13 protein-coding genes and 1 pseudogene are annotated in these 19,352 nt (G+C 35.0%); 6 read left to right on the top strand and 8 right to left on the bottom strand.

What is annotated here, in order from left to right:
* Window positions 1–4 precede the first annotated feature (4 nt).
* From ACFS3A_RS16500 to ACFS3A_RS16490, 3 genes are all read left to right on the top strand, one after another.
* On the top strand, window positions 5–2,416 hold the full coding sequence (locus ACFS3A_RS16500; protein ID WP_379826659.1) for a glycoside hydrolase family 2 protein: 2,412 nt from the start codon (window positions 5–7) through the stop codon (window positions 2,414–2,416).
* A gap of 258 nt (window positions 2,417–2,674) precedes the next feature.
* Window positions 2,675–4,471 (top strand): glycoside hydrolase family 2 protein, encoded by a 1,797-nt coding sequence (locus ACFS3A_RS16495; protein WP_379826658.1) that lies wholly within the window; start codon window positions 2,675–2,677, stop codon window positions 4,469–4,471.
* Between the two features lie 96 nt (window positions 4,472–4,567).
* A complete protein-coding gene (locus ACFS3A_RS16490; protein WP_379826657.1) occupies window positions 4,568–5,131 on the top strand; it encodes a DUF2911 domain-containing protein in 564 nt (187 codons plus the stop codon).
* A gap of 227 nt (window positions 5,132–5,358) precedes the next feature.
* On the opposite strand, the gene ACFS3A_RS16485 is transcribed toward ACFS3A_RS16490, so the two are convergent.
* The 3 genes from ACFS3A_RS16485 to ACFS3A_RS16475 are packed head-to-tail and all read right to left on the bottom strand — an operon-like array spanning window position 5,359 to window position 9,187.
* Entirely contained in the window at window positions 5,359–7,563 is a 2,205-nt protein-coding gene (locus ACFS3A_RS16485; protein ID WP_379826656.1) for a xanthine dehydrogenase family protein molybdopterin-binding subunit, read from the bottom strand.
* Window positions 7,564–7,571: 8 nt separating this feature from the next.
* Complete coding sequence (locus ACFS3A_RS16480; RefSeq protein WP_379826655.1) at window positions 7,572–8,552, bottom strand: FAD binding domain-containing protein; 981 nt, start codon at window positions 8,550–8,552, stop codon at window positions 7,572–7,574.
* On the bottom strand, window positions 8,549–9,187 hold the full coding sequence (locus tag ACFS3A_RS16475; RefSeq protein ID WP_379826654.1) for a (2Fe-2S)-binding protein: 639 nt from the start codon (window positions 9,185–9,187) through the stop codon (window positions 8,549–8,551). The genes ACFS3A_RS16480 and ACFS3A_RS16475 overlap by 4 nt, the downstream gene beginning before the upstream one ends.
* A 325-nt stretch (window positions 9,188–9,512) precedes the next feature.
* On the opposite strand from ACFS3A_RS16475, the gene ACFS3A_RS16470 reads away from it, so the two are divergent.
* Window positions 9,513–10,661, top strand: coding sequence for a cysteine desulfurase family protein (locus ACFS3A_RS16470; protein ID WP_379826653.1), 1,149 nt, complete (start codon window positions 9,513–9,515; stop codon window positions 10,659–10,661).
* A gap of 87 nt (window positions 10,662–10,748) precedes the next feature.
* On the opposite strand, the gene ACFS3A_RS16465 is transcribed toward ACFS3A_RS16470, so the two are convergent.
* The 3 genes from ACFS3A_RS16465 to ACFS3A_RS16455 all read right to left on the bottom strand — a co-directional run bounded on the left by ACFS3A_RS16465 (window position 10,749) and on the right by ACFS3A_RS16455 (window position 13,321).
* Entirely contained in the window at window positions 10,749–11,351 is a 603-nt protein-coding gene (locus ACFS3A_RS16465; protein WP_379826652.1) for a nucleotidyltransferase family protein, read from the bottom strand.
* Window positions 11,341–12,465, bottom strand: coding sequence for an XdhC family protein (locus ACFS3A_RS16460; RefSeq protein WP_379826651.1), 1,125 nt, complete (start codon window positions 12,463–12,465; stop codon window positions 11,341–11,343). Before ACFS3A_RS16460 ends, ACFS3A_RS16465 begins: the two co-directional genes overlap by 11 nt.
* An 85-nt stretch (window positions 12,466–12,550) precedes the next feature.
* Window positions 12,551–13,321, bottom strand: coding sequence for a response regulator transcription factor (locus ACFS3A_RS16455; protein ID WP_379826650.1), 771 nt, complete (start codon window positions 13,319–13,321; stop codon window positions 12,551–12,553).
* A gap of 101 nt (window positions 13,322–13,422) precedes the next feature.
* Here ACFS3A_RS16455 and ACFS3A_RS16450 point away from each other — a divergent pair, with 101 nt between their 5' ends.
* Window positions 13,423–14,172: a DUF1349 domain-containing protein gene (locus ACFS3A_RS16450; RefSeq protein WP_379826649.1), complete on the top strand. Its 750-nt coding sequence runs from the start codon at window positions 13,423–13,425 to the stop codon at window positions 14,170–14,172.
* A gap of 146 nt (window positions 14,173–14,318) precedes the next feature.
* Window positions 14,319–14,651 (top strand): YegP family protein, encoded by a 333-nt coding sequence (locus ACFS3A_RS16445; RefSeq protein ID WP_109193934.1) that lies wholly within the window; start codon window positions 14,319–14,321, stop codon window positions 14,649–14,651.
* Between the two features lie 50 nt (window positions 14,652–14,701).
* Here the strand turns inward: ACFS3A_RS16445 and ACFS3A_RS16440 are convergent, their stop codons facing one another.
* Complete coding sequence (locus tag ACFS3A_RS16440; protein ID WP_379826648.1) at window positions 14,702–15,955, bottom strand: gliding motility-associated C-terminal domain-containing protein; 1,254 nt, start codon at window positions 15,953–15,955, stop codon at window positions 14,702–14,704.
* A gap of 29 nt (window positions 15,956–15,984) precedes the next feature.
* Window positions 15,985–19,352: pseudogene (locus tag ACFS3A_RS16435) on the bottom strand (hypothetical protein); the annotation flags it as partial.

Genomic DNA, 19,352 nt, shown 5'->3' with positions numbered 1-19,352 from the left:
CCTTATGAAAAAAAGAGACTACAATACATTTTCAATTTTTGCGCTTTTTGTTTTGTTTCAAATTTGTCTGAGCAGTTTTGCTCAGACAAAGAGGAACATTAACGACAATTGGCTTTACTTAGAAAATCATACTCCAAATCTTATTGAGGCTGAAAAAGCTTCAAACTGGATTCCTTTAAACTTACCACACACATGGAACGCCGAAGATGCAACCGACTTAAATCCGGGTTACAGACGTGATGCCAGCTGGTATCAAAAGAAATTAAATATTTCACAGATCGCCAAAAACAAAGTATATTCTTTATACTTTGAAGGTTCAAATGTTACCACAAAAGTCTATGTAAACGGCAAAGAAGCCGGAAATCATATTGGTGGTTATATTGGATTTTCGATTGATATTACAAACTTCATCAAAGAAGGAAATAATGACATTTTTGTTCGTGTTGATAATAGTTATGACATTGAAATCATTCCGTCTCAAAAAAGTGATTTCTTTATTTATGGCGGAATTACGCGCGATGTGTGGTTAGTTTCGAAATACAAAAATCATATTGATAATTTAAAAATCACAACACCGGAAGTTTCAGCAAAAAAAGCTTCGGTGCAGATTGTTTCTTCTTTTGTAAATCCGGATAATTCAAAAGATTTATCATTAACCATAACACTTAAAAATCCGAAAGGAAAAAAAGTAGCGAGTAAAACCATTCCAGTTTCAGATAAGACTTCGACAATTACTTTTGAAAACATCAAGAATCCAGAACTTTGGGACACTGAAAAGCCGAATTTGTATAAACTAACCGCTGTTTTAGCAGAAAAAAATCAAATCAGGGACAGTATTTCTGAGAAAGTGGGGTTCAGATGGTTTGAATTTAAAGATCATGGTCCGTTTTACCTGAACGGAAAACGTTTGTTAATCCGCGGTACACATCGCCATGAAGAACAAGCCGGAGTGGGCGCTGCGATGAGCAACGAGCAGCATTGGGCAGATATGAAATCGATTAAAGAAATGGGGGCTAATTTTGTTCGTTTAGCACATTATCCACAAGATCCCGAGGTGTATAAAGCCTGCGATGAACTCGGACTTTTGGTTTGGGATGAATTGCCGTGGTGCAGAGGCGGGATTGGTAATGAGGTCTGGAAAACGAATGCCAAAAATATGCTGGCAGAAATCATCAATCAAAATTACAATCATCCAAGTATCATTATTTGGTCGCTTGGAAATGAAATCAACTGGCTTCCGGATTTTCCTGATGGAGATAATGATGAAACAACGAATGCTTTTTTAACTGAATTAAATGATCTGGCTCACAAATTAGATCCAACCCGAAAAACAGCAATTCGAAAATATTATGAAGGTTCGCATATTGTAGATGTGTTCTCGCCTTCTATCTGGTCAGGATGGTATTCGGGAAGTTACAAAAGCTATCAAAAAGCGATCAATGTTTACAAAAAAGAATACAAACATTTTATTCATGCTGAATATGGTGGTGACAGTCATGTAGGGCGTCACAGCGAAAATCCGGTTACCGGCGAAAATATTATTAAAGCGGAAGGATGGGAAGAAGCTATTGTACAAACTAAAGTGGCAAACATTGCTCAAATTGGTGACTGGAGCGAAAATTACATAGTTGATTTATTTGACTGGCATTTACATGTATCGGAAAATGACCCGACGTTTGTGGGCAATATCCAATGGGCATTTAAGGATTTTGCAACACCGTTAAGGCCGGAAGATGATATTCCGTATATGAATCAAAAAGGATTGACTGACCGAAACGGAATTCCGAAAGATGCCTATTATGTTTTTAAAAGTTACTGGGCAAAAGAACCTTTTACTTATATAGAATCGCATACCTGGACAGAACGCCAAGGTCCCGAAAATACTCCGAGAACTATCAGCGTATTCAGCAACTGCGAAAAAGTGACTTTATTCCACGATGGAAAATTGTTGGGTGAAAAACAACGCAATCTTTCATTATATCCGGCAAATGGTTTGACTTGGGATATTAATTTCAAAAAAGGAGAAAACATTCTGATCGCTATTGGAAAAAATAAAGATGGAAAAACAGTTTCTGATACTCTAAAAGTCAATTATCGTTTCAATAAAAATGATACGGCTTCATCTTTACAATTGTCTTCAGAAAAATTGAAAAACGGAAATTATTTAGTTACTGCAATTGCAATTGACAATAATAATCTACGCTGTTTAGATTATGAAGAAAGTGTTTATTTTCAATGTTTAAAAGGTGGAAAAACGCTAAAAAGCCAGGGAACTCCAACAGGAAGTGAATCTATCAGAATGGCCAATGGGAAAGCTTCTATAGAAGTTATTCCTGATGGTTCCGGAAAACCGATTGAAATGACGGCTTTGAATCAAAGTTTTAAAGGAGAATATTTGAAGATTCCTGTTGAGTAAGATTTCTGGCCACTAAGACGCTAAGAAACAAAGTTTTTTTTAGTCTGGCTATTGTAAAGAAGCGCAGTATTCTTGCATTATTGTCATCCTGACGAAGGAAGGATCTCCACAAGTAACTCTACATAGATTGTCGATTTAGTTTGGGGAGCTGCTTACGGAGATCCTTCCTCCGTCAGGATGACAAACCAAACTAAAAAACTTTGTGTCTTAGCGTCTTAGTGGCAAAAAAAACACAAATACAAAACAAATTATAATACAATGAAAAAACTATTAATCGCATTACTCCTAACCTCTTCTATTCCAGGATTTGCACAAAACCTAATCTCCAATGTACCAAACCGAAATACCACTTCTTTAAACGGAGTCTGGAATTATATTATCGATCCTTACCAAACAGGTTTTTACAGCTTTCACCTTGATCAATACGACAAAAGTGAAAAACCGGCAAAAGGAGCCTTTTTCACGAACTACCATGCTCAAAACAAACAGGAATTGGTAGAATATGATTTTGATAAATCACCGACAATCAATATTCCGGGCGACTGGAATTCTCAGGTTACGGAATTAAAATATTACGAAGGAAATGTTTGGTTCAAAAAATCTTTCGATTATAATTTAGGAGCTAACAAACGTCTGTTTTTATATTTAGGAGCCATCAATTACAAAGCAGATGTTTATTTGAACGGAAAAAAACTAGGAACTCATGAAGGTGGTTTTACCCCTTTTAATTATGAAGTCACTTCGATTGTAAAACCTACAGGAAATTATCTTGTAATTAAAGTGGATAATACCCGTCATAAAGAAGATGTCCCAACAGTCAACACCGATTGGTGGAATTACGGCGGAATTACACGCGATGTGACTTTAATTGAAGAAGAATCATCATTTGTGGAAGATTATACTATTCAGCTGAAAAAAGACAATGCAAATATCATCTCAGGATTTATAAAAATCAACAATTTAGATACATCAAAAAATCAGATTTCGATTTCTATTCCTGAATTAAAAATTAATTTCAAAGGAAAAGCCGACACGCAAGGAATTTTAAATTTTGAAATTCCAGCGAAAAAAATCTCTTACTGGTCACCAGAAAATCCAAAATTATATGATGTAACTGTTGACTTTAACGGAAAAAAATTAAACGATAAAATTGGTTTCAGAACGATTGAAACGAAAGAAGACAAAATACTACTGAACGGAAAACCAGTATTTCTAAGAGGAATTTCGATTCATGAAGAAAATGCCAAAGGCGGACGTGCCAATTCTCAGGAAGATGCTCTACGTTTATTAAACTGGGCAAAAGAATTAGGCTGTAATTATGTTCGTCTGGCGCATTATCCACATAATGAAAATATGGTTAGAGAAGCGGATAAAATGGGATTAATGGTTTGGGAAGAAATTCCGGTTTACTGGACCGTTGAATTTAAAAATGAAAACACCTATAAAAATGCACAAGACCAGTTAACAGCTGCGATTACAAGAGATAAAAACAGAGCTAGTATTGTAATTTGGTCTATGGCAAATGAAACTCCTGTTTCTGACGCTCGAAATACTTTTATAACGAATTTAGTAACTCATACAAAATCATTGGATCATACAAGATTAATCAGCGCAGCTTTATTAACGCATAATGGAAAGATTGACGATGAAATTGGTAAATCACTTGACATTATTGCTTTCAATCAGTATCTAGGCTGGTACGGCGGTAATTTAGAAAATGCTGAAAAAACATTTTGGACTACACCTTACAACAAACCTGTTTTTGTTTCTGAATTTGGTGGTGATGCAAAAGCCGGCTTTCACGGAGAGAAAAACGAGCGTTGGACTGAAGAATATCAGGAATATTTATATATCCAAAATTTAAAAATGATTGAAAAAATCCCACATTTAAGTGGTACAAGTCCGTGGATTCTGGTTGATTTCAGATCACCGAAAAGATTACTTCCGGGAATCCAGGACGGCTACAACCGCAAAGGTTTAATCTCTAATGACGGAGAAAAGAAAAAAGCGTTTTATATCATGCAGGATTGGTACGCTAAAAAGAAAAGTGAATAAAATCATTACCAATTCATTAACAAAAAACAAGCAGTAAATTATATGATTTTTCTTCATTATTAACTTACTTTGTAGTTATCTAAAAATTGTAATCCTATGAAAAAAATTTATTTACTAGCAGTTACATTGTTTGCTGCTTTTACAGTTCAGGCGCAAGATGTGATAAAATTTGCTCCACTTGACAATAGTCCTGTTGATATTTCTTATTTCCCAAACAAAGCGGTAAAATTTAAGAAAACGGATACTCCAAATCCAGTTATCAAAGTTATTTATGCAAGACCTTCGGTAAAAGGAAGAACTATTTTTGGTGATGTAGTAAAGTTTGGTGAAATCTGGAGAGTTGGTGCTAATGAAAACACAGAGATTAAATTCTACAAAGATGTAACAATCGGTGGTAAAAAAGTTGCAGCAGGATACTACAGTTTATTTGCAATTCCTGAAAAAGATAAATGGACCATCATTATCAATAAAGAGTTGGATTTATGGGGTGGTTATGCTTATGACGAAAAGAAAGATGTTGTAAGAGTTTCTGTTCCTGTAAAATCAGTTTCTGATGTTATCGAAGCTTTATCTATTGCTTTTACAACTCAAGGCAATGTGGCTAATTTAGTTATTGGATGGGATAAAACAACTGTTGAATTGCCAATTACGGTTAAATAATTAATCGTTTTCAGATATTTTTATAAAAGAGACATTTTTAAATGTCTCTTTTTTGTTTAGATAATTCACTTTGCATTTGTAAACACAATTCTCTTCGATATAGCCATGCTTTCAACCACCGGAAACGGATTGTTTTTTGATTGTGTCCTCATGATTGAAACCACGAGCTATTTTTAAAATTGAAATGTAAAAAAAAGAAACATCTTTCAATATCTCTCTTTTTTGTTTTAAACCTTTACAGTTTCTATAATTTTATCCAATGTAATTGGTAAATCCCGCACTCGCTTTCCAGTTGCATTAAAAACAGCATTTGCAATTGCAGGCGCCATTCCAACCAAAGCCGTTTCTCCAAGACCTTTTGTTCCCATTGGATTACTAATTGGGTCTTTTTTATTAACGAAAAAGACTTCTTGTTTTTCTATATCAGCATTTACAGGAACATGGTAATCAGCAAAATTATTATTGATTGGACGACCAAAACGATGATCGATTTCCAGCGCTTCCATTAATCCCATTCCGATTCCTCCTACTGCTCCTCCATACATTTGCCCTGCTGATGTCTTTTGATTGATAACCGTTCCAATATCAGCACAGGAAACTACGTGTGCCAATCGTATCTTTCCTAAATTCGGATTCACCAATACTTTTACAAAATGAACTGAAAACGAATAAATTGAATATTTCTTAGCTTCTTCTGCTCCTTTGGAGAGATTTTCCACTTCTAATCCGTCTAATTTATTAGCACTCAACAAAGAAGTTATAGCAATAGTCTTTTTTGCCTCTTTTTTAGAAGAAATTATACCATTTTCAAAAGTTAAATCTGTAATCGGAATTCCTTTAAAAGTCGGATTTTGTGTTGCTAATTCTAATGTTTTGCTCACTAATAAATTACAAGAATCGTGAACCGCAGAACCAACCGACGAAGTCGTCGCAGAACCACCTTGTGTAGGCCCCTTTGGCAATCCGCTTTTTCCCATTTCTATGATAACATTCTCGGCAGGAAGACCCGTTATTTCAGCTCCAATCGCAGTCATCATGGTTGCAGTCCCGGGTCCCATATCATTTACACTGCATTGCAGAACTAGATTTCCGTCAGACAGGAATTTTGCTTTTACCGAAGTCGGGCTTCGATAGCAACCAAAAGTTCCTGTTCCCATTCCATAACCAACCAGCCAGTTTCCTTCTTTCACAGTACCGGGTTCATTTTTACGGTTTTTCCAGCCAATGCGTTCCATTCCGCCCTCGTAACATTCCAAAAGATATTTACTGCTCCACGGTTTATTTTGTTCCTGATCTTTTTCAGCATAATTCAGCTTACGAAATTCAATCGGATCCATATTTAATTTATGCGCCAATTCGTCCATGGCAGACTCTAATGCAAAAGAACCTGTCGCCTCACCCGGACCACGCATCCAGATTGGTGTACAGGTATCCAAAGGCACAATCCTGTAGCGAGTCGAAACATTAGCACAATCATAAATAAATCGCGACATATTTACTGTTCCTTCCATGAAATCTTCATAGCTCGAAGTCATTGCAACTGCTTCATGAGTTAAACCTGTCAGTTTTCCATCTTTTGTTGCGCCCAGACCCATTTTCTGAATCGTGTAAGGTCTGAAACCTACATTGGTAAACATCTGTTCGCGATGCAAAACTAATTTTACCGGACGGTTTAATTTCTTAGAACCAATTAATGCTGCAATTTCATACGGCCATGTATGTAATCCCATACCAAACGCACCTCCAAGATATTCTGCATGAACCTCAACATCTTCAACCGGTACTCCAAAAACTCCTGCTATACTTCTGCGTGTTCCTTCAACACCTTGGCTTTTGGTATACAAAATGGGCTTATTTCCATCCCATTTTGCAATGATATTTGCCAATTCCATTGGATTATGAACTTCTGTTGGAATCGTATATTCAGCTTCTAAAACTACTTCTGCATTTTTATATCCGTCATGTTCACCACGATGGTAATCATTTCCTTTATCTGTTTCAACTTTTTTCTCTTTATCAGCTACTTTATGAAGATCTGTCGAATGCTCTTCTTTAAAATAATCTGCTTTAATTAAGCTTGCAGCATATTGCATACGTTCGAATGTATCTGCAATAATCAACGCAATTGGCTGATCGTAATATAAAACCGAATCGTCTTTAAAAATCTGAAGGGGCTGACCAAAATTATGTTTGTCTTTTGCTTTTTCGTAGCCGACGGGTTTATCCACATTTAAATATGTGATTACAGCCAAAACTCCTGGTGCCCATTCTGCCTTTTTAGTATCAATGGTTTTGATTCTTCCTTTTGCAATAGTGCTTCCCACCAAACATGCATATACAACACCAGCCGTTTTATATTCTGCTGAATAAGTTGCTGAACCCGTTACTTTAGCAAATCCGTCAACTCTATTAATATTACTTGTCTTACTCATAATTCTAATTATTTTGATGCTGCTATTGTAAGTGCTTCTGTTATGGCATTGGCTCCAAGTGTGATTTTAAAATCATTATCACCATATCCTCTTGCGCCATTCATTGCTAAACTTGCGGCTTGTCTGAATGTTTCTTCTGAAATTGTTTTTCCTTTCAGATATTCCTCTGTTTCTTTTAATCTCCAGGGTTTATGCGCTACACCACCCATAGCCAGTCTGACATCCTTTATTACATTATTTTTTAAGTCTAAAGCAACAGCTACTGATACCAATGCAAAAGCATAACTCGTTCTGTCACGAACTTTTAAATAATGCACATTTTTAGTAAAATTATTATCTGGAATTTCAACTGAAGTGATTAATTCTTTATTATTTAAAGTATTGTCTTTTTCCGGTGTATTTCCCGGAAGACGATGGAAATCGGTAAACTTAATTTGTCGTTTTCCTTTAGGACCTTCTACCCAAACCTGTGCGTCTAATGCCGCCAAGGCCACACACATATCGCTTGGATGAACGGCAATACAACTGTCCGAAGCACCAAAAATAGCTGACATTCTGTTTGAACCGCCAATCGCACCGCAGCCACTCTTTGGATTTCTTTTATTACACGGCATATCGGTATTATAAAAATAAGAACAGCGTGTTTTTTGGAGCATATTTCCGCCAACCGTTGCCATGTGTCTTATTTGCTGAGAAGCTCCGGCTGCTAATGCCAAAGCCAATAAAGGATGTTTTTCTTTTATAGAAGCATCTTCAGCAACCTGACTGTTTTTTGCCAAAGCGCCTATAGCAACTTTTCCTTTCAGAAATTCTATTTTTTTTAAATCCAGTCCGTTAATATCAACCAATTTGTCTGGAGCAACTACATTCTTTTTCATTAAATCAACCAGATTGGTTCCTCCGGCAATAAACATCGCTTCTTTTTCTTTGTCAATATTGGTTACTGCCGAACCTGATGATAATGCTCTAATTATTTGAAAGTTTTTCATATTTCCTTCCCTCCTTCCTTCACTTCGGTTATAGCATCTACAATGTTATGATAAGCACCACATCTACAGATATTACCGCTCATATATTCACTAATTTCTTCTCTGCTGTTGGCATGTCCTTCTTTAATACAGGCAATTCCCGACATGATTTGTCCAGGCGTACAATAACCGCACTGAAAACCATCATGTTTTATAAAAGCTTCCTGCATTGGATGTAGTTTTTTTCCTTTTGAAAGTCCTTCGATTGTTGTGACCTGAGCATTTTGCTGCATGGAAGCCAAAGTCAAACAGGATAAAATTCGGGTTCCGTTTACATGAACTGTACAGGCACCACATTGCCCGTGATCGCAACCTTTTTTGGTTCCGGTAAGTTGTAATTGCTCTCTTAACAAATCAAGTAAAGTAGTCCTGGGCTCAATATTAAGATTGTGTTTTTTACCATTTACTTCAATAGATAGCGGTACTGTCTCTAAATACTCTGCTATTTTTTCATCCCATTTGTTCTCTGAAGCCATGACCAATGAAGGCGGTGTAAAAGCTAACGCAGTAAAAAGTCCCGATTTTTTTATAAAGTCACGACGGGAATTCGAATCATTCTCCGTTACTTCTTTCGGATTGTTTTTTTTAGAAGCCATTCTATCTATTTTAAATTAGCAAAATCACTTGGGTATTCTAACAAATTTAACGATCTTAAATCACAAAAAGTTATGAAATTCAAACATTAGGCTTATTTAGAATAATTACAATTTCAGTGTTTTTTTAACGCAAAGCGCGCTAAGGATGTTTCTTTTAATTATCTATAGAAAAAGTTCGCAAAGCTTCCTCTACACAAAGCTTTGCGAACTTTGTGGTTTTGTAAAACGCTTATAAAAAAACTTTACGCTCTTTGCGGTTAAGCAAAATTATGCTGATTTATTTTTTACTTTGAAAATTGTACTTTTACAACACTAAGTTTTAATTATGCCACATCAACAAAATATTTATCTAGATAATAATGCCACAACTCAAGTTGATGAACGCGTTTTAGAAACTATGCTTCCGTATTTTACTGATTTATATGCTAATTCTACTAGTCAGCATATCGCAGGTTTAACGGTCAATGAAGCTATAGAAAATTCTGCCTGGCAAGTTGCGGATTTAATTAATGCCGATGCCGAAGAAATTATTTTTACGTCTGGTGCTACAGAAGCAATAAATTTAGCAATAAAAGGTCTGGCTGATCAGGAACGAAAACATATTGTTACCATTCAAACAGAACACAAAGCGGTACTTGAAACTTGCCAGTTTATGGAAAATAACGGCTTTGAAGTCAGTTATTTACCTGTTCAACGTGACGGTCTTTTAGATCTTACTCTCTTCAGTAAAGCTATAACAGATAAAACATTGGTTTTCATCGGAATGCTTTCTAACAATGAGACTGGTGTCATACAGAATATCAATAAAATCTCTAAACTGCTTAAAAGTAAAAATGTGTTTTTTATGTGTGACGCCACTCAGGCAGTCGGTAAAATTCCAATCGATGTAAAAGTTTCAGGAATTGATCTTTTAACATTGTCCGCTCATAAATTTTACGCCCCAAAAGGAGTTGGTGCTTTATACATTTCGGCAAAAGCCAAATTAAAATTAATAGCTCAGATGACAGGCGGAGGACAACAGCGAAAATTACGCAGCGGAACACTCAATGTTCCTGGAATTATCGGTTTAGGTAAAGCAGCAGAAATAGCTGTGAATGAATTAGAAAAAGATTCAAATAGAATTAATCTATTACGAAACAAACTAGAATCTGGCTTGTTACAATTTGAAGGTTCTTTTGTAAATGGTAATACTGCAAATCGAATTTATAATACTACAAATATTTGTTTTCCAGGCTTGAATTCTGAACAGCTTATTATGGCTTTGGGCAATATTTCAGTTTCTAATGGTTCTTCTTGTTCTGCGGTTACTTCGGAACCTTCGCATGTTTTAAAAGCAATGGGATTGTCTGATGAAGACGCTTTGAGCTCAATTCGTTTTAGTTTGGGAAGATTTACTACAGAAGAAGAAATTGATATTACTGTAGAAAGGGTTTTATCTTTGGCTCGGCAATTGGTTTTGCCTCAAAGACGCTAAGTTTTTTTTTAAACTCGCAAATTCACAAAGGTTTACGCAAGGTTTACGCAAAGTTTTTCAAAAATTTACTCAACCAGTTTGTCATCCTTACGAAATCAACTTAAAATAATCCTCCTCCGTATCAATATCAATACTTCCTTTTTCGAAAGCAATTGCAACTACATCATCAGAATATTTTTTAATGAGTTTTTTAGCTCCTTCTTGTCCTTTTAATTCTAATAATTCATTGAAGTACTTTTTATGGAATAAAACAGGAGTTCCTAAGGTTTTAGAATAAGCAGATGTCACAATTCCTTTTCTGGTTTTATGAGATTCTTTTATAAGCTTTTCAAATATTGAACTGGTTACAAAAGGCTGATCGCAAACGGCAAAAATACATTGTTTACAATCAGGATTTAAATGTAATAACCCGCTAAGTCCTTTTACGATTGAAGATGACAATCCATTTTCCCAATTCGTATTGAAGCATATTGTTATTGGCACATTAGTAAGATCCTTTTCGATGATTTCACTGTTTGCTCCAGTTACTATTATTACAAAAGAATTTTCAACTTTTAGTGCTTCTGAAATGGTATTTTTTAGAAGTGTCGATTGTTTATAAAGTAACAATTGTTTCGGTCTGCCTAATCTGGAAGAATTTCCTGCAGCTAAAATGATGATTGCGGTTTTATTGTGAATTTTATCTTTCATACCAAACCTCATCATGTATTTTACCTGATTTGAACTTTAAAGAAGTTCCTGTCTTAGCTGTTGAAAAAGCTTTTATTTCGGATACAATAGAAAGTGCAATTTCTTCTGAAGTTTCAGCTCCGATATCTAAACCTATTGGGCTGTAAATACGTTTTAATTGTTCTTCAACTATAGTTATTCCTTCATTTTGAAGATCATCCAGCATTCGATGCAATTTGGTTTTAGGACCCAGTATTCCAATATATTGACAATTAGTTTCTAAAAGTGATTTTAAAACTGCCAAATCGTATTTATAATTGTGCGTCATTAAAACGAAATAGGTTTGATCATCAATTGTAATATTTTCTAAAAATTGTGCTGGTTTTACAGCTTTTACAGTATCTGCTTTAGGAAATCTTTTTTCTATTGCATGAGTTACACGACCATCACCAATAATAATTTTCCAGCCTAAAATTGAAGCCATTTTTACTAAAGGCTGTACATCATTTCCTGCTCCGGCAATGACGATAGAAACGGGAGGTTTTATATATTCTACCAAGGCTTCACTCTCGTTTTCAGGCTGAAGTTTTTTTACAATTGAAGTTTTGTTTTTCCATACTTCTTTTACAGCTGCAATTATATTCAAAACTTCATCTGTATTCTTCAAAACAGAATTTTCCTTTCTATAAAATAAAGCCGTTCCAATCTGTTTTGCGTTTCTTTTTAAAGAGAAAACAGTAACAATTACGGCTTCTTTTCTTTCTATCTCTAATTGCTGTAAAAGCTGAATCGGATTATTTAATGCCTCATCATGAATATATTCAAACAAAATATGTACAATTCCGTTGCATCCAAGCTGTAAACCTAATTCAATATCATCTTCATTACTGGTATTGTAAGTAATGAGTTTATTTTGCTTTTGATGGATCGAAAGAAGTGCTTTTCTGAGAGCATCGCCTTCAAGGCAACCTCCGCTTATGGCACCTGTTAGTTCTCCCTCTTCAGTAACCAGCATGCGTGCTCCCGGCTGACGGTAAGAAGAACCCTCAACTTTGACAACAGTCGCCAAAGCTGTTTTTTTTCCAGCTGCTTTTGCTTTTGAATATGCTTTTAAAATTTCACTAATTTCTTTCATAAAAATAAATATCACCTTCTCAAATCAACTTTGTGACTTGAATAGGCAATCATAAAAATACACAAAATCACGGTAAGTTTATTAATTATATAATTCCCATTGCAAAAGCTGTTTGTATGGCTTCCGCTGTATTAGTCACTTTTAATTTCTCAATAATATTCTGTCTGTGTCGACGTACAGTGTATACGGAAATATGCATATCTGTTGCAATCTGTTCGCTTTTATTTCCTTTCGCAACACTGCTTAAAACTTCAATTTCTCTTTTAGAAAGTATCTTTTCTGCATTATTTTTATATTTCTCAGATTCTACAATATCGCCTGTCCTGATATTGATAATTTTTCCATCTATCCCTATTCTGGATTGTAAATCGGTTGAAGGAAGATACAAACATAAAGCAAGAGAAATACTTCCATTATTGAACGTTTTAAGATAAATTGTCCGATGATTGATATACATATTTTTCTCGTTGGAACTTTTCATTCTTAGACGACTGAAAGTACTGTAATTACTGTATTCTTCCTTAGGAATTTCTTTCAAAAACTGATAAAAATTGAGTTCTAAAATATGACGTTCCACTATATCATCGGCATTGATTTTTGTAAATATACATTCTTCAAAAGCAGAATCAATTACGGAATTTTCATCGGGAAGTCCGAAAACAGCACCAAAACTTCCTGCATAGATATAACTGCAATCTGAACGATAATCTGATAATACTGCCACACATTGTTCTATTTTTATATAATTAGCCACAAATTGTTTGTACATTTCAATGTCATTCGATTCTTCAATCTCAAACTTTTGTTCTAAAAATGTGGTCATTAATTGGTTTTCAACAGAAGTATTTTGTGGCATTTAAGGATATAATTGGTTAGTTTTACGTATTGCCTTTGTTTAAAAGCAATTCTATTTTTGGAAAATTAAAAATATCACTTTCTATCCCAAAAAAATAATTTATGAAAACAATTTTTTATAGTACTATTATTATCCTTAGTCTTTCTGTATTATCAAGCTGTAATAATAAAAATGAAACTGCAAAAACAACAATGAAAGAAGAAATTAAAACAGATTCGGCCATTGTAAATGGTTTACCATGTGATATTAAATTATCAAACATACATTTTACTAAAGCTGTAAATGGTGCTGATAGTTTAATTAAAAAAGAAGCTGCAGAGAAAATAATTTTTAAAGCTGGCGAAAAATCAGATTATTTCTCTGATCCTGACGGAAAATTATCCAATACTACAGCTCCAATGCTTTTATCAAAAGTCGATAATACCAAACCTTTTACGCTTACTGCTAAAGTTACCCCTGAGTTTACCGAAAAAGGATTGTACAATGCCGGTGTTTTATATATTTATGTGAATGACAGTTTTTACCAGAAGTTCTGCTTTGAACAAGACGAAAGAGGCAATCACAGAATTGTAACAGTTCGCACCATGGGAACTTCTGACGACAATAATCATGATGTTGTAAAAGAGCCTTCTGTTTATATGAAAATCTCTTCGGATACTAAAACAGTTGCAAGTTATTATTCTTTAGATAAAAAGAACTGGCAAATGGTTCGTTTATACAAAAACAATTATCCAAAACAAATCTGGATGGGAATTAGTACGCAATGTCCTGTAGACAAAGGAACTCAAAGTATTTTTGAAGAAATCATTTTAGAAGAAAAAAGTGTATCTGATTTTCGTTTAGGAATATAACTTTAACTTAATAAAGAAGGCTCTTTTTCAATCATTTTTATTGTTTTGATAATCATTTTTTCAAATAGATGTATGATTTATATGACTAAGTTTTGTATTTTTATCAATAGCAAAATAATTATTACCTAACTTTAAAAATAAACTACATGGGAAAATTTGTAATTACTACCAGAGCCAACGGAGAGTTTCAATTCAATTTAAAAGCTGGTAATGGTCAGACCATTCTAACAAGTGAAGGTTATACTACAAAAGCAGCCTGCAATAATGGTATTGAATCTGTAAAAAACAATGCAGCTGATGACAATCGCTATGATAGAAAAGAAGCTAAAAACGGAAAACCGTATTTCAATCTAAAAGCTGGAAACGGACAAATCATTGGTTCTAGTGAAATGTATGAAAGCGTTGCTGCCAGAGAAAATGGAATCGAATCTGTAAAGAAAAATGCTCCTGACGCCACTATAGATGATCAAACATCATAAATGGAAGTTTAAAATATAAAAAATGAAGCGAGGTTAATAGCCTCGCTTTTTTATTTGTTCTCCTTACTGATATAAAGATAACCCGATCTTCGCATTGTTTTATCAGCATTTTGATATTCAAGAATGTAAAAATAAGTGCCATCAGGTAATCCTTCACTTTTTTTGACTGTACCACGTCCTTCTGAATAACCCCGAAACATATTATTAGTCTCATTATAGGATACCGCATCATAGACTTTTACGCCCCAACGGTTATAAATTTCGACTTTATTATCAGGGAATTTATCAATTCCTTTAATGTGAAAGGTATCGTTTATATCATCTCCATTTGGTGAAAGTGCATTGTAAATTGTAATTTCATCTGTTGGTGGTTCCGGGTTTTCTTTTTTTACTATTGCTATTGTAAAAATACCATAACCACTTACCTGTGTCGTAATTAGTTTTGTATAATCTGCTCCGGTCAAAAGATCCGCTGTATCTCCCTTTTCATTAATCCATTTAGAAGATGTAGTATCCCATCTTACTATCGCTAATTGAGTTTCAGTATTTTCCAGAAAAAAAACCGAAGGTGTTGTATTTTTATCCAATGTAAGGCTTAAAACAGCTTTATCTGTTCCTTGTTCCTGAGTTAAATTCCAATATTCAAATTCGTCTATTACAATAATACTTTCCTCTTTGCTGGTGTAAGGATTAGTCGTTGCTATATTCTCTAAAAAATATTCTGTGGTATAACTATTATTTGGACTACTGCTGACATCATTAAGTGAGGGTCTGTAATACACATCATCTCCAATTGGAAACTCAAATTTTGCAGCACCTACTTTTTCTACTCTTCCATCAACAAAACTCAAATTGCTTGTATCGGAATGCAATGCATTTGTATTGAAAATCATTTTTCCCGCATCATTAGAACCGTCTACAATTCCGTTCTTAAACAAAGCCTGTTTATTAACAGCAACGGTTGTTTTTAAGAAAAAAGGAAACTTACTGGAAATGTTATTAAATTCGATATTCTGAAAACCAGAAATTGATCCTCCTTCTATTAGCTGTTGAGAATTACCAATAAAAAACGTTTTCCCATTTGCTGAATCAGTATAAGTAAACAAACCATCGTTCTTGAAATTAGCGTACACATAAAAATTTCCATTGTTTAAGACATCTCCATCTGTTGTATTATCAAAATCAAAAATGGTCGAAAAATCAGTATTAGGTTCTATTGTAAATACTCCTGTATTGATGGTCTGTGCAAAGATTTTCCCAAAACAGCATAAAAGAACTAAACCATATTGTATCAGTAGCTTCATAGAATCAAATTTTAAAATGACATTTGAAATTATTTTTTATCAGACGTTTTTTCTACTAGTTTTTCCAGACGGGCAATTCTTAAATCCATTTCGACAGCAGTTTCTTTAAGTTTTTGAATTTCTTTGTCTTTAGCATCAAGTTGCTTTTGCTGTTCGATGGTATATAAATAGAGTTCTTCTACTTTTTCTAAAACCTGTACCGATAATTTCGAGATATTAAAAATGTAATCACCTCTTTCATTTTTTGACAACTCTTTTATTCCGGTAACTCCGGGCAGATGTTTATTTTCTTTAATAAATTTTTCAATTTCGTTAAGAGATTTAAAAGAATAGTCTGCATTTATAATATTGGTTGTTTTAAAATAATTTTCAAAAACATAATCAGGATAAGTATTTAATGTAGTTTGTATGGAACCATTTACAGCAAGCCAGGTATTAGGATCGGCAGTTCCTCCAAACATGTCTGATGTATTAATGCCAATTTTTCCCATTTGATAAATTGCATCTGTATTTGAAGTAGCTTTATCATTAGTAGTTTGAATATGCCATGGTCCCAATGCGGCATAAAACGGACTTACAATTTTTAAAACTCCATTTCCATCGGCTACCACTAAATTATCTGTTGTTGTACTTCCGGTTTTAAGTCCTTCAATTCGAACTGGATCATCTGAACCAATAGTCTGCGGCGAAACATGAAGTGTATTTGTAGGTGTGTCGATATTGATTCCAATTTTCGAAACTTTTGCTGAAGATCCCAAATTATTTACTCCTATACCAAAAATCGCATTTCCTATATTCAAACGATTACTTCCTGTTGCCAAAGGCAGATCAATCGTATTTCCTATTATAATATTTTGACTTCCAGATGTGACGTTTGTTCCCGATTGATATCCTAAAGCAATATTACCTGTACCACTTGCTAAAAGACCTAATGCACTATTACCTATTGCAATATTTTGATTTCCAGATGTATTATTAAGAAGCGTTCCAACTCCTAATGCTGTATTAAAATTTCCTGTATTACCTTCAAGCGCTCTATATCCAACTGCAACATTTCCTGTACCGCTTGATGAACTCGTCAAAGTATTATGTCCAAATGCAGTGTTATTTGTTCCGACTGAATTCGACAACGCTCTAAGACCAAATGCTGTAACACCAGTTTGAGACAATATTCCAGCTTTGACATTGTTAATTCTAAACATTAAAGGCTGTCCATCTGTAGTCCCAAGAAAATTCGATGCCGAATCAGTTCCTCCATTTCCAGTCATTCTCCAATAGTTTGCAGCATTTGGTGCAATTGTTTTAAGTACTCCTGTAGCATTAACCACTACAAAATTGTCTGTTGCTGTACCTGTCTGCAACCCTTCCGCACGAATAGGATCTGATGTTGCAGTTATGTGCAATGTATTAGTGGGTGCATTGTTATTAATTCCAATTCTACCTGACCCAATTGTATTATTTACACCTGTTCCAAACAAAGTATTGCCAATATTCATTTCATTACTGACAATTTGTGTCGATGCATTTATATTAATCCCTGATGCTCCACCTATCAATATATTGTTACTACCGGTAGTAAGACCAACCAAATTACCAGTACCAGTATTAATACCAATAGCTACGTTATAGTTTCCTGCTGTAGCAATGTTAAGAGTATTTGTACCTACGGCAGTATTATTAGAACCTGTTGTATTGGCTGCAAGTGCGCCATATCCGGATGCCACATTATTGCTACCTGTAGTATTTACATTTAATGCTGTTGATCCCAAAGCACTATTGTAGGCACCGGTACTAGTAGCTGCTCCACCAGGTCCTGCTAATGCTAAATAACCTACAGCCGTATTCCAGCCTCCCGCAGCACTACCTAAAAACTTATTTAATGCCAGTGCGCCGACTGCAGTATTACCAACTGTACTTGTTAGTCTATTCAATGCATTAAATCCTACAGCGGTATTATCTCCACCTCCAGATCCTACTGTCAAAGCACCTACTCCTATGGCTGTACTTTCAAAAGATCCTGTACTCAAGGCCTGATAACCTAAAGTGGTATTACTTGTGGTTATCATACCTGAGGGAGTATTGTTAATGCGAAACATTAAAGGCTGGTTACTTATTGTACCTAAAAAGTTACTTGCTGTTGTACCGGTATTTCCTGATATTAGCCAGCCTATAGTACCAACTGCGTCTCCTACTGTTCGCTGATGCAAATTACCGCTTCCATCTACTGTTACAAAATTATCTGTTGTTGGTGTAGTAACCGTTTGTAAACCTGAAATAGCCAAAGTGTTCGTACCATTAGTAGCAATTGTAGTAGGCTGTATCAATGTACCTCCTAATTGTACATTTCCATTGGTTACAGTTAGCCCATTATTTGCAGAAATCAAAACAGGGACTGAAGGGGATGATGCAATGTCATTTACAGTTGAAACCAAATTTCCATTTGCAGCTGTTAAGATATTAGTATTGACAATTGGTGCGCCTGTACTAGTTACTCCGTTTACTGTTACTGTTGAAGTATTTGAGCTAGAAGCATTTGAAACCAATGTTGCAGTGGTAAGTGCAGCTGATGTCAACAAAGAGCCGCCATCTGTTCCAACCGTTAAAATATTGCCTGCATTTGCACTAGTTACATTCGCGGTCTGATTAGTTCCGCTTTCATTGGTATACGTAATTACTCCGGTAGCCGGAGCCTGAACTAAATCGGTAACCGTCTGCAATGCCGAAATTACAGGAGTTAAATCTAAAGCTGTACTTGAAACTCCGTTTACAGTGGTAGTCAAACTTGTTCCTGATAAAGAAGTTTCGTTTAAATTCACAATCGGTGCACCTGTACTTGTAATTCCGTTCACAGTCACTGTTGCTGTATTTCCTGTCGATGCATTGGAAACTCCACTGACAGCATTTGATGTTGACGAAATTCCATTTACATTTGAAGTCAATGTATTTCCTGCCAAACCTAAAGTATTGGTTGTGCCGGAAGCTAAAATAGGACTTAAATCCAAAGCCGTGCTTGAAACTCCGTTTACAGTGGTAGTCAAACTTGTTCCTGATAATGATGTTTCATTTAAATTCACAATCGGTGCGCCTGTACTTATAATTCCGTTCACAGTCACTGTTGCTGTATTTCCTGTTGATGCATTGGAAACTCCGCTGACTGTATTTGATGTTGACGAAACTCCATTTACATTTGAAGTCAATGTATTTTCTACCAAACCTAAAGTATTGGTTGTGCCTGAAGCTAAAATTGGACTTAAATCTAAAGCCGTACTTGAAACTCCGTTTACAGTGGTAGTCAAACTTGTTCCTGATAATGATGTTTCATTTAAATTCACAATCGGTGCGCCTGTACTTATAATTCCGTTCACAGTCACTGTTGCTGTATTTCCTGTTGATGCAT

This window comes from Flavobacterium notoginsengisoli (genome assembly GCF_042686225.1).
GTDB classification, from domain to species: domain Bacteria; phylum Bacteroidota; class Bacteroidia; order Flavobacteriales; family Flavobacteriaceae; genus Flavobacterium; species Flavobacterium notoginsengisoli.
Note: the sequence above shows the minus strand (reverse complement) of the source record. Positions and strands in the feature narration are given on the sequence as shown.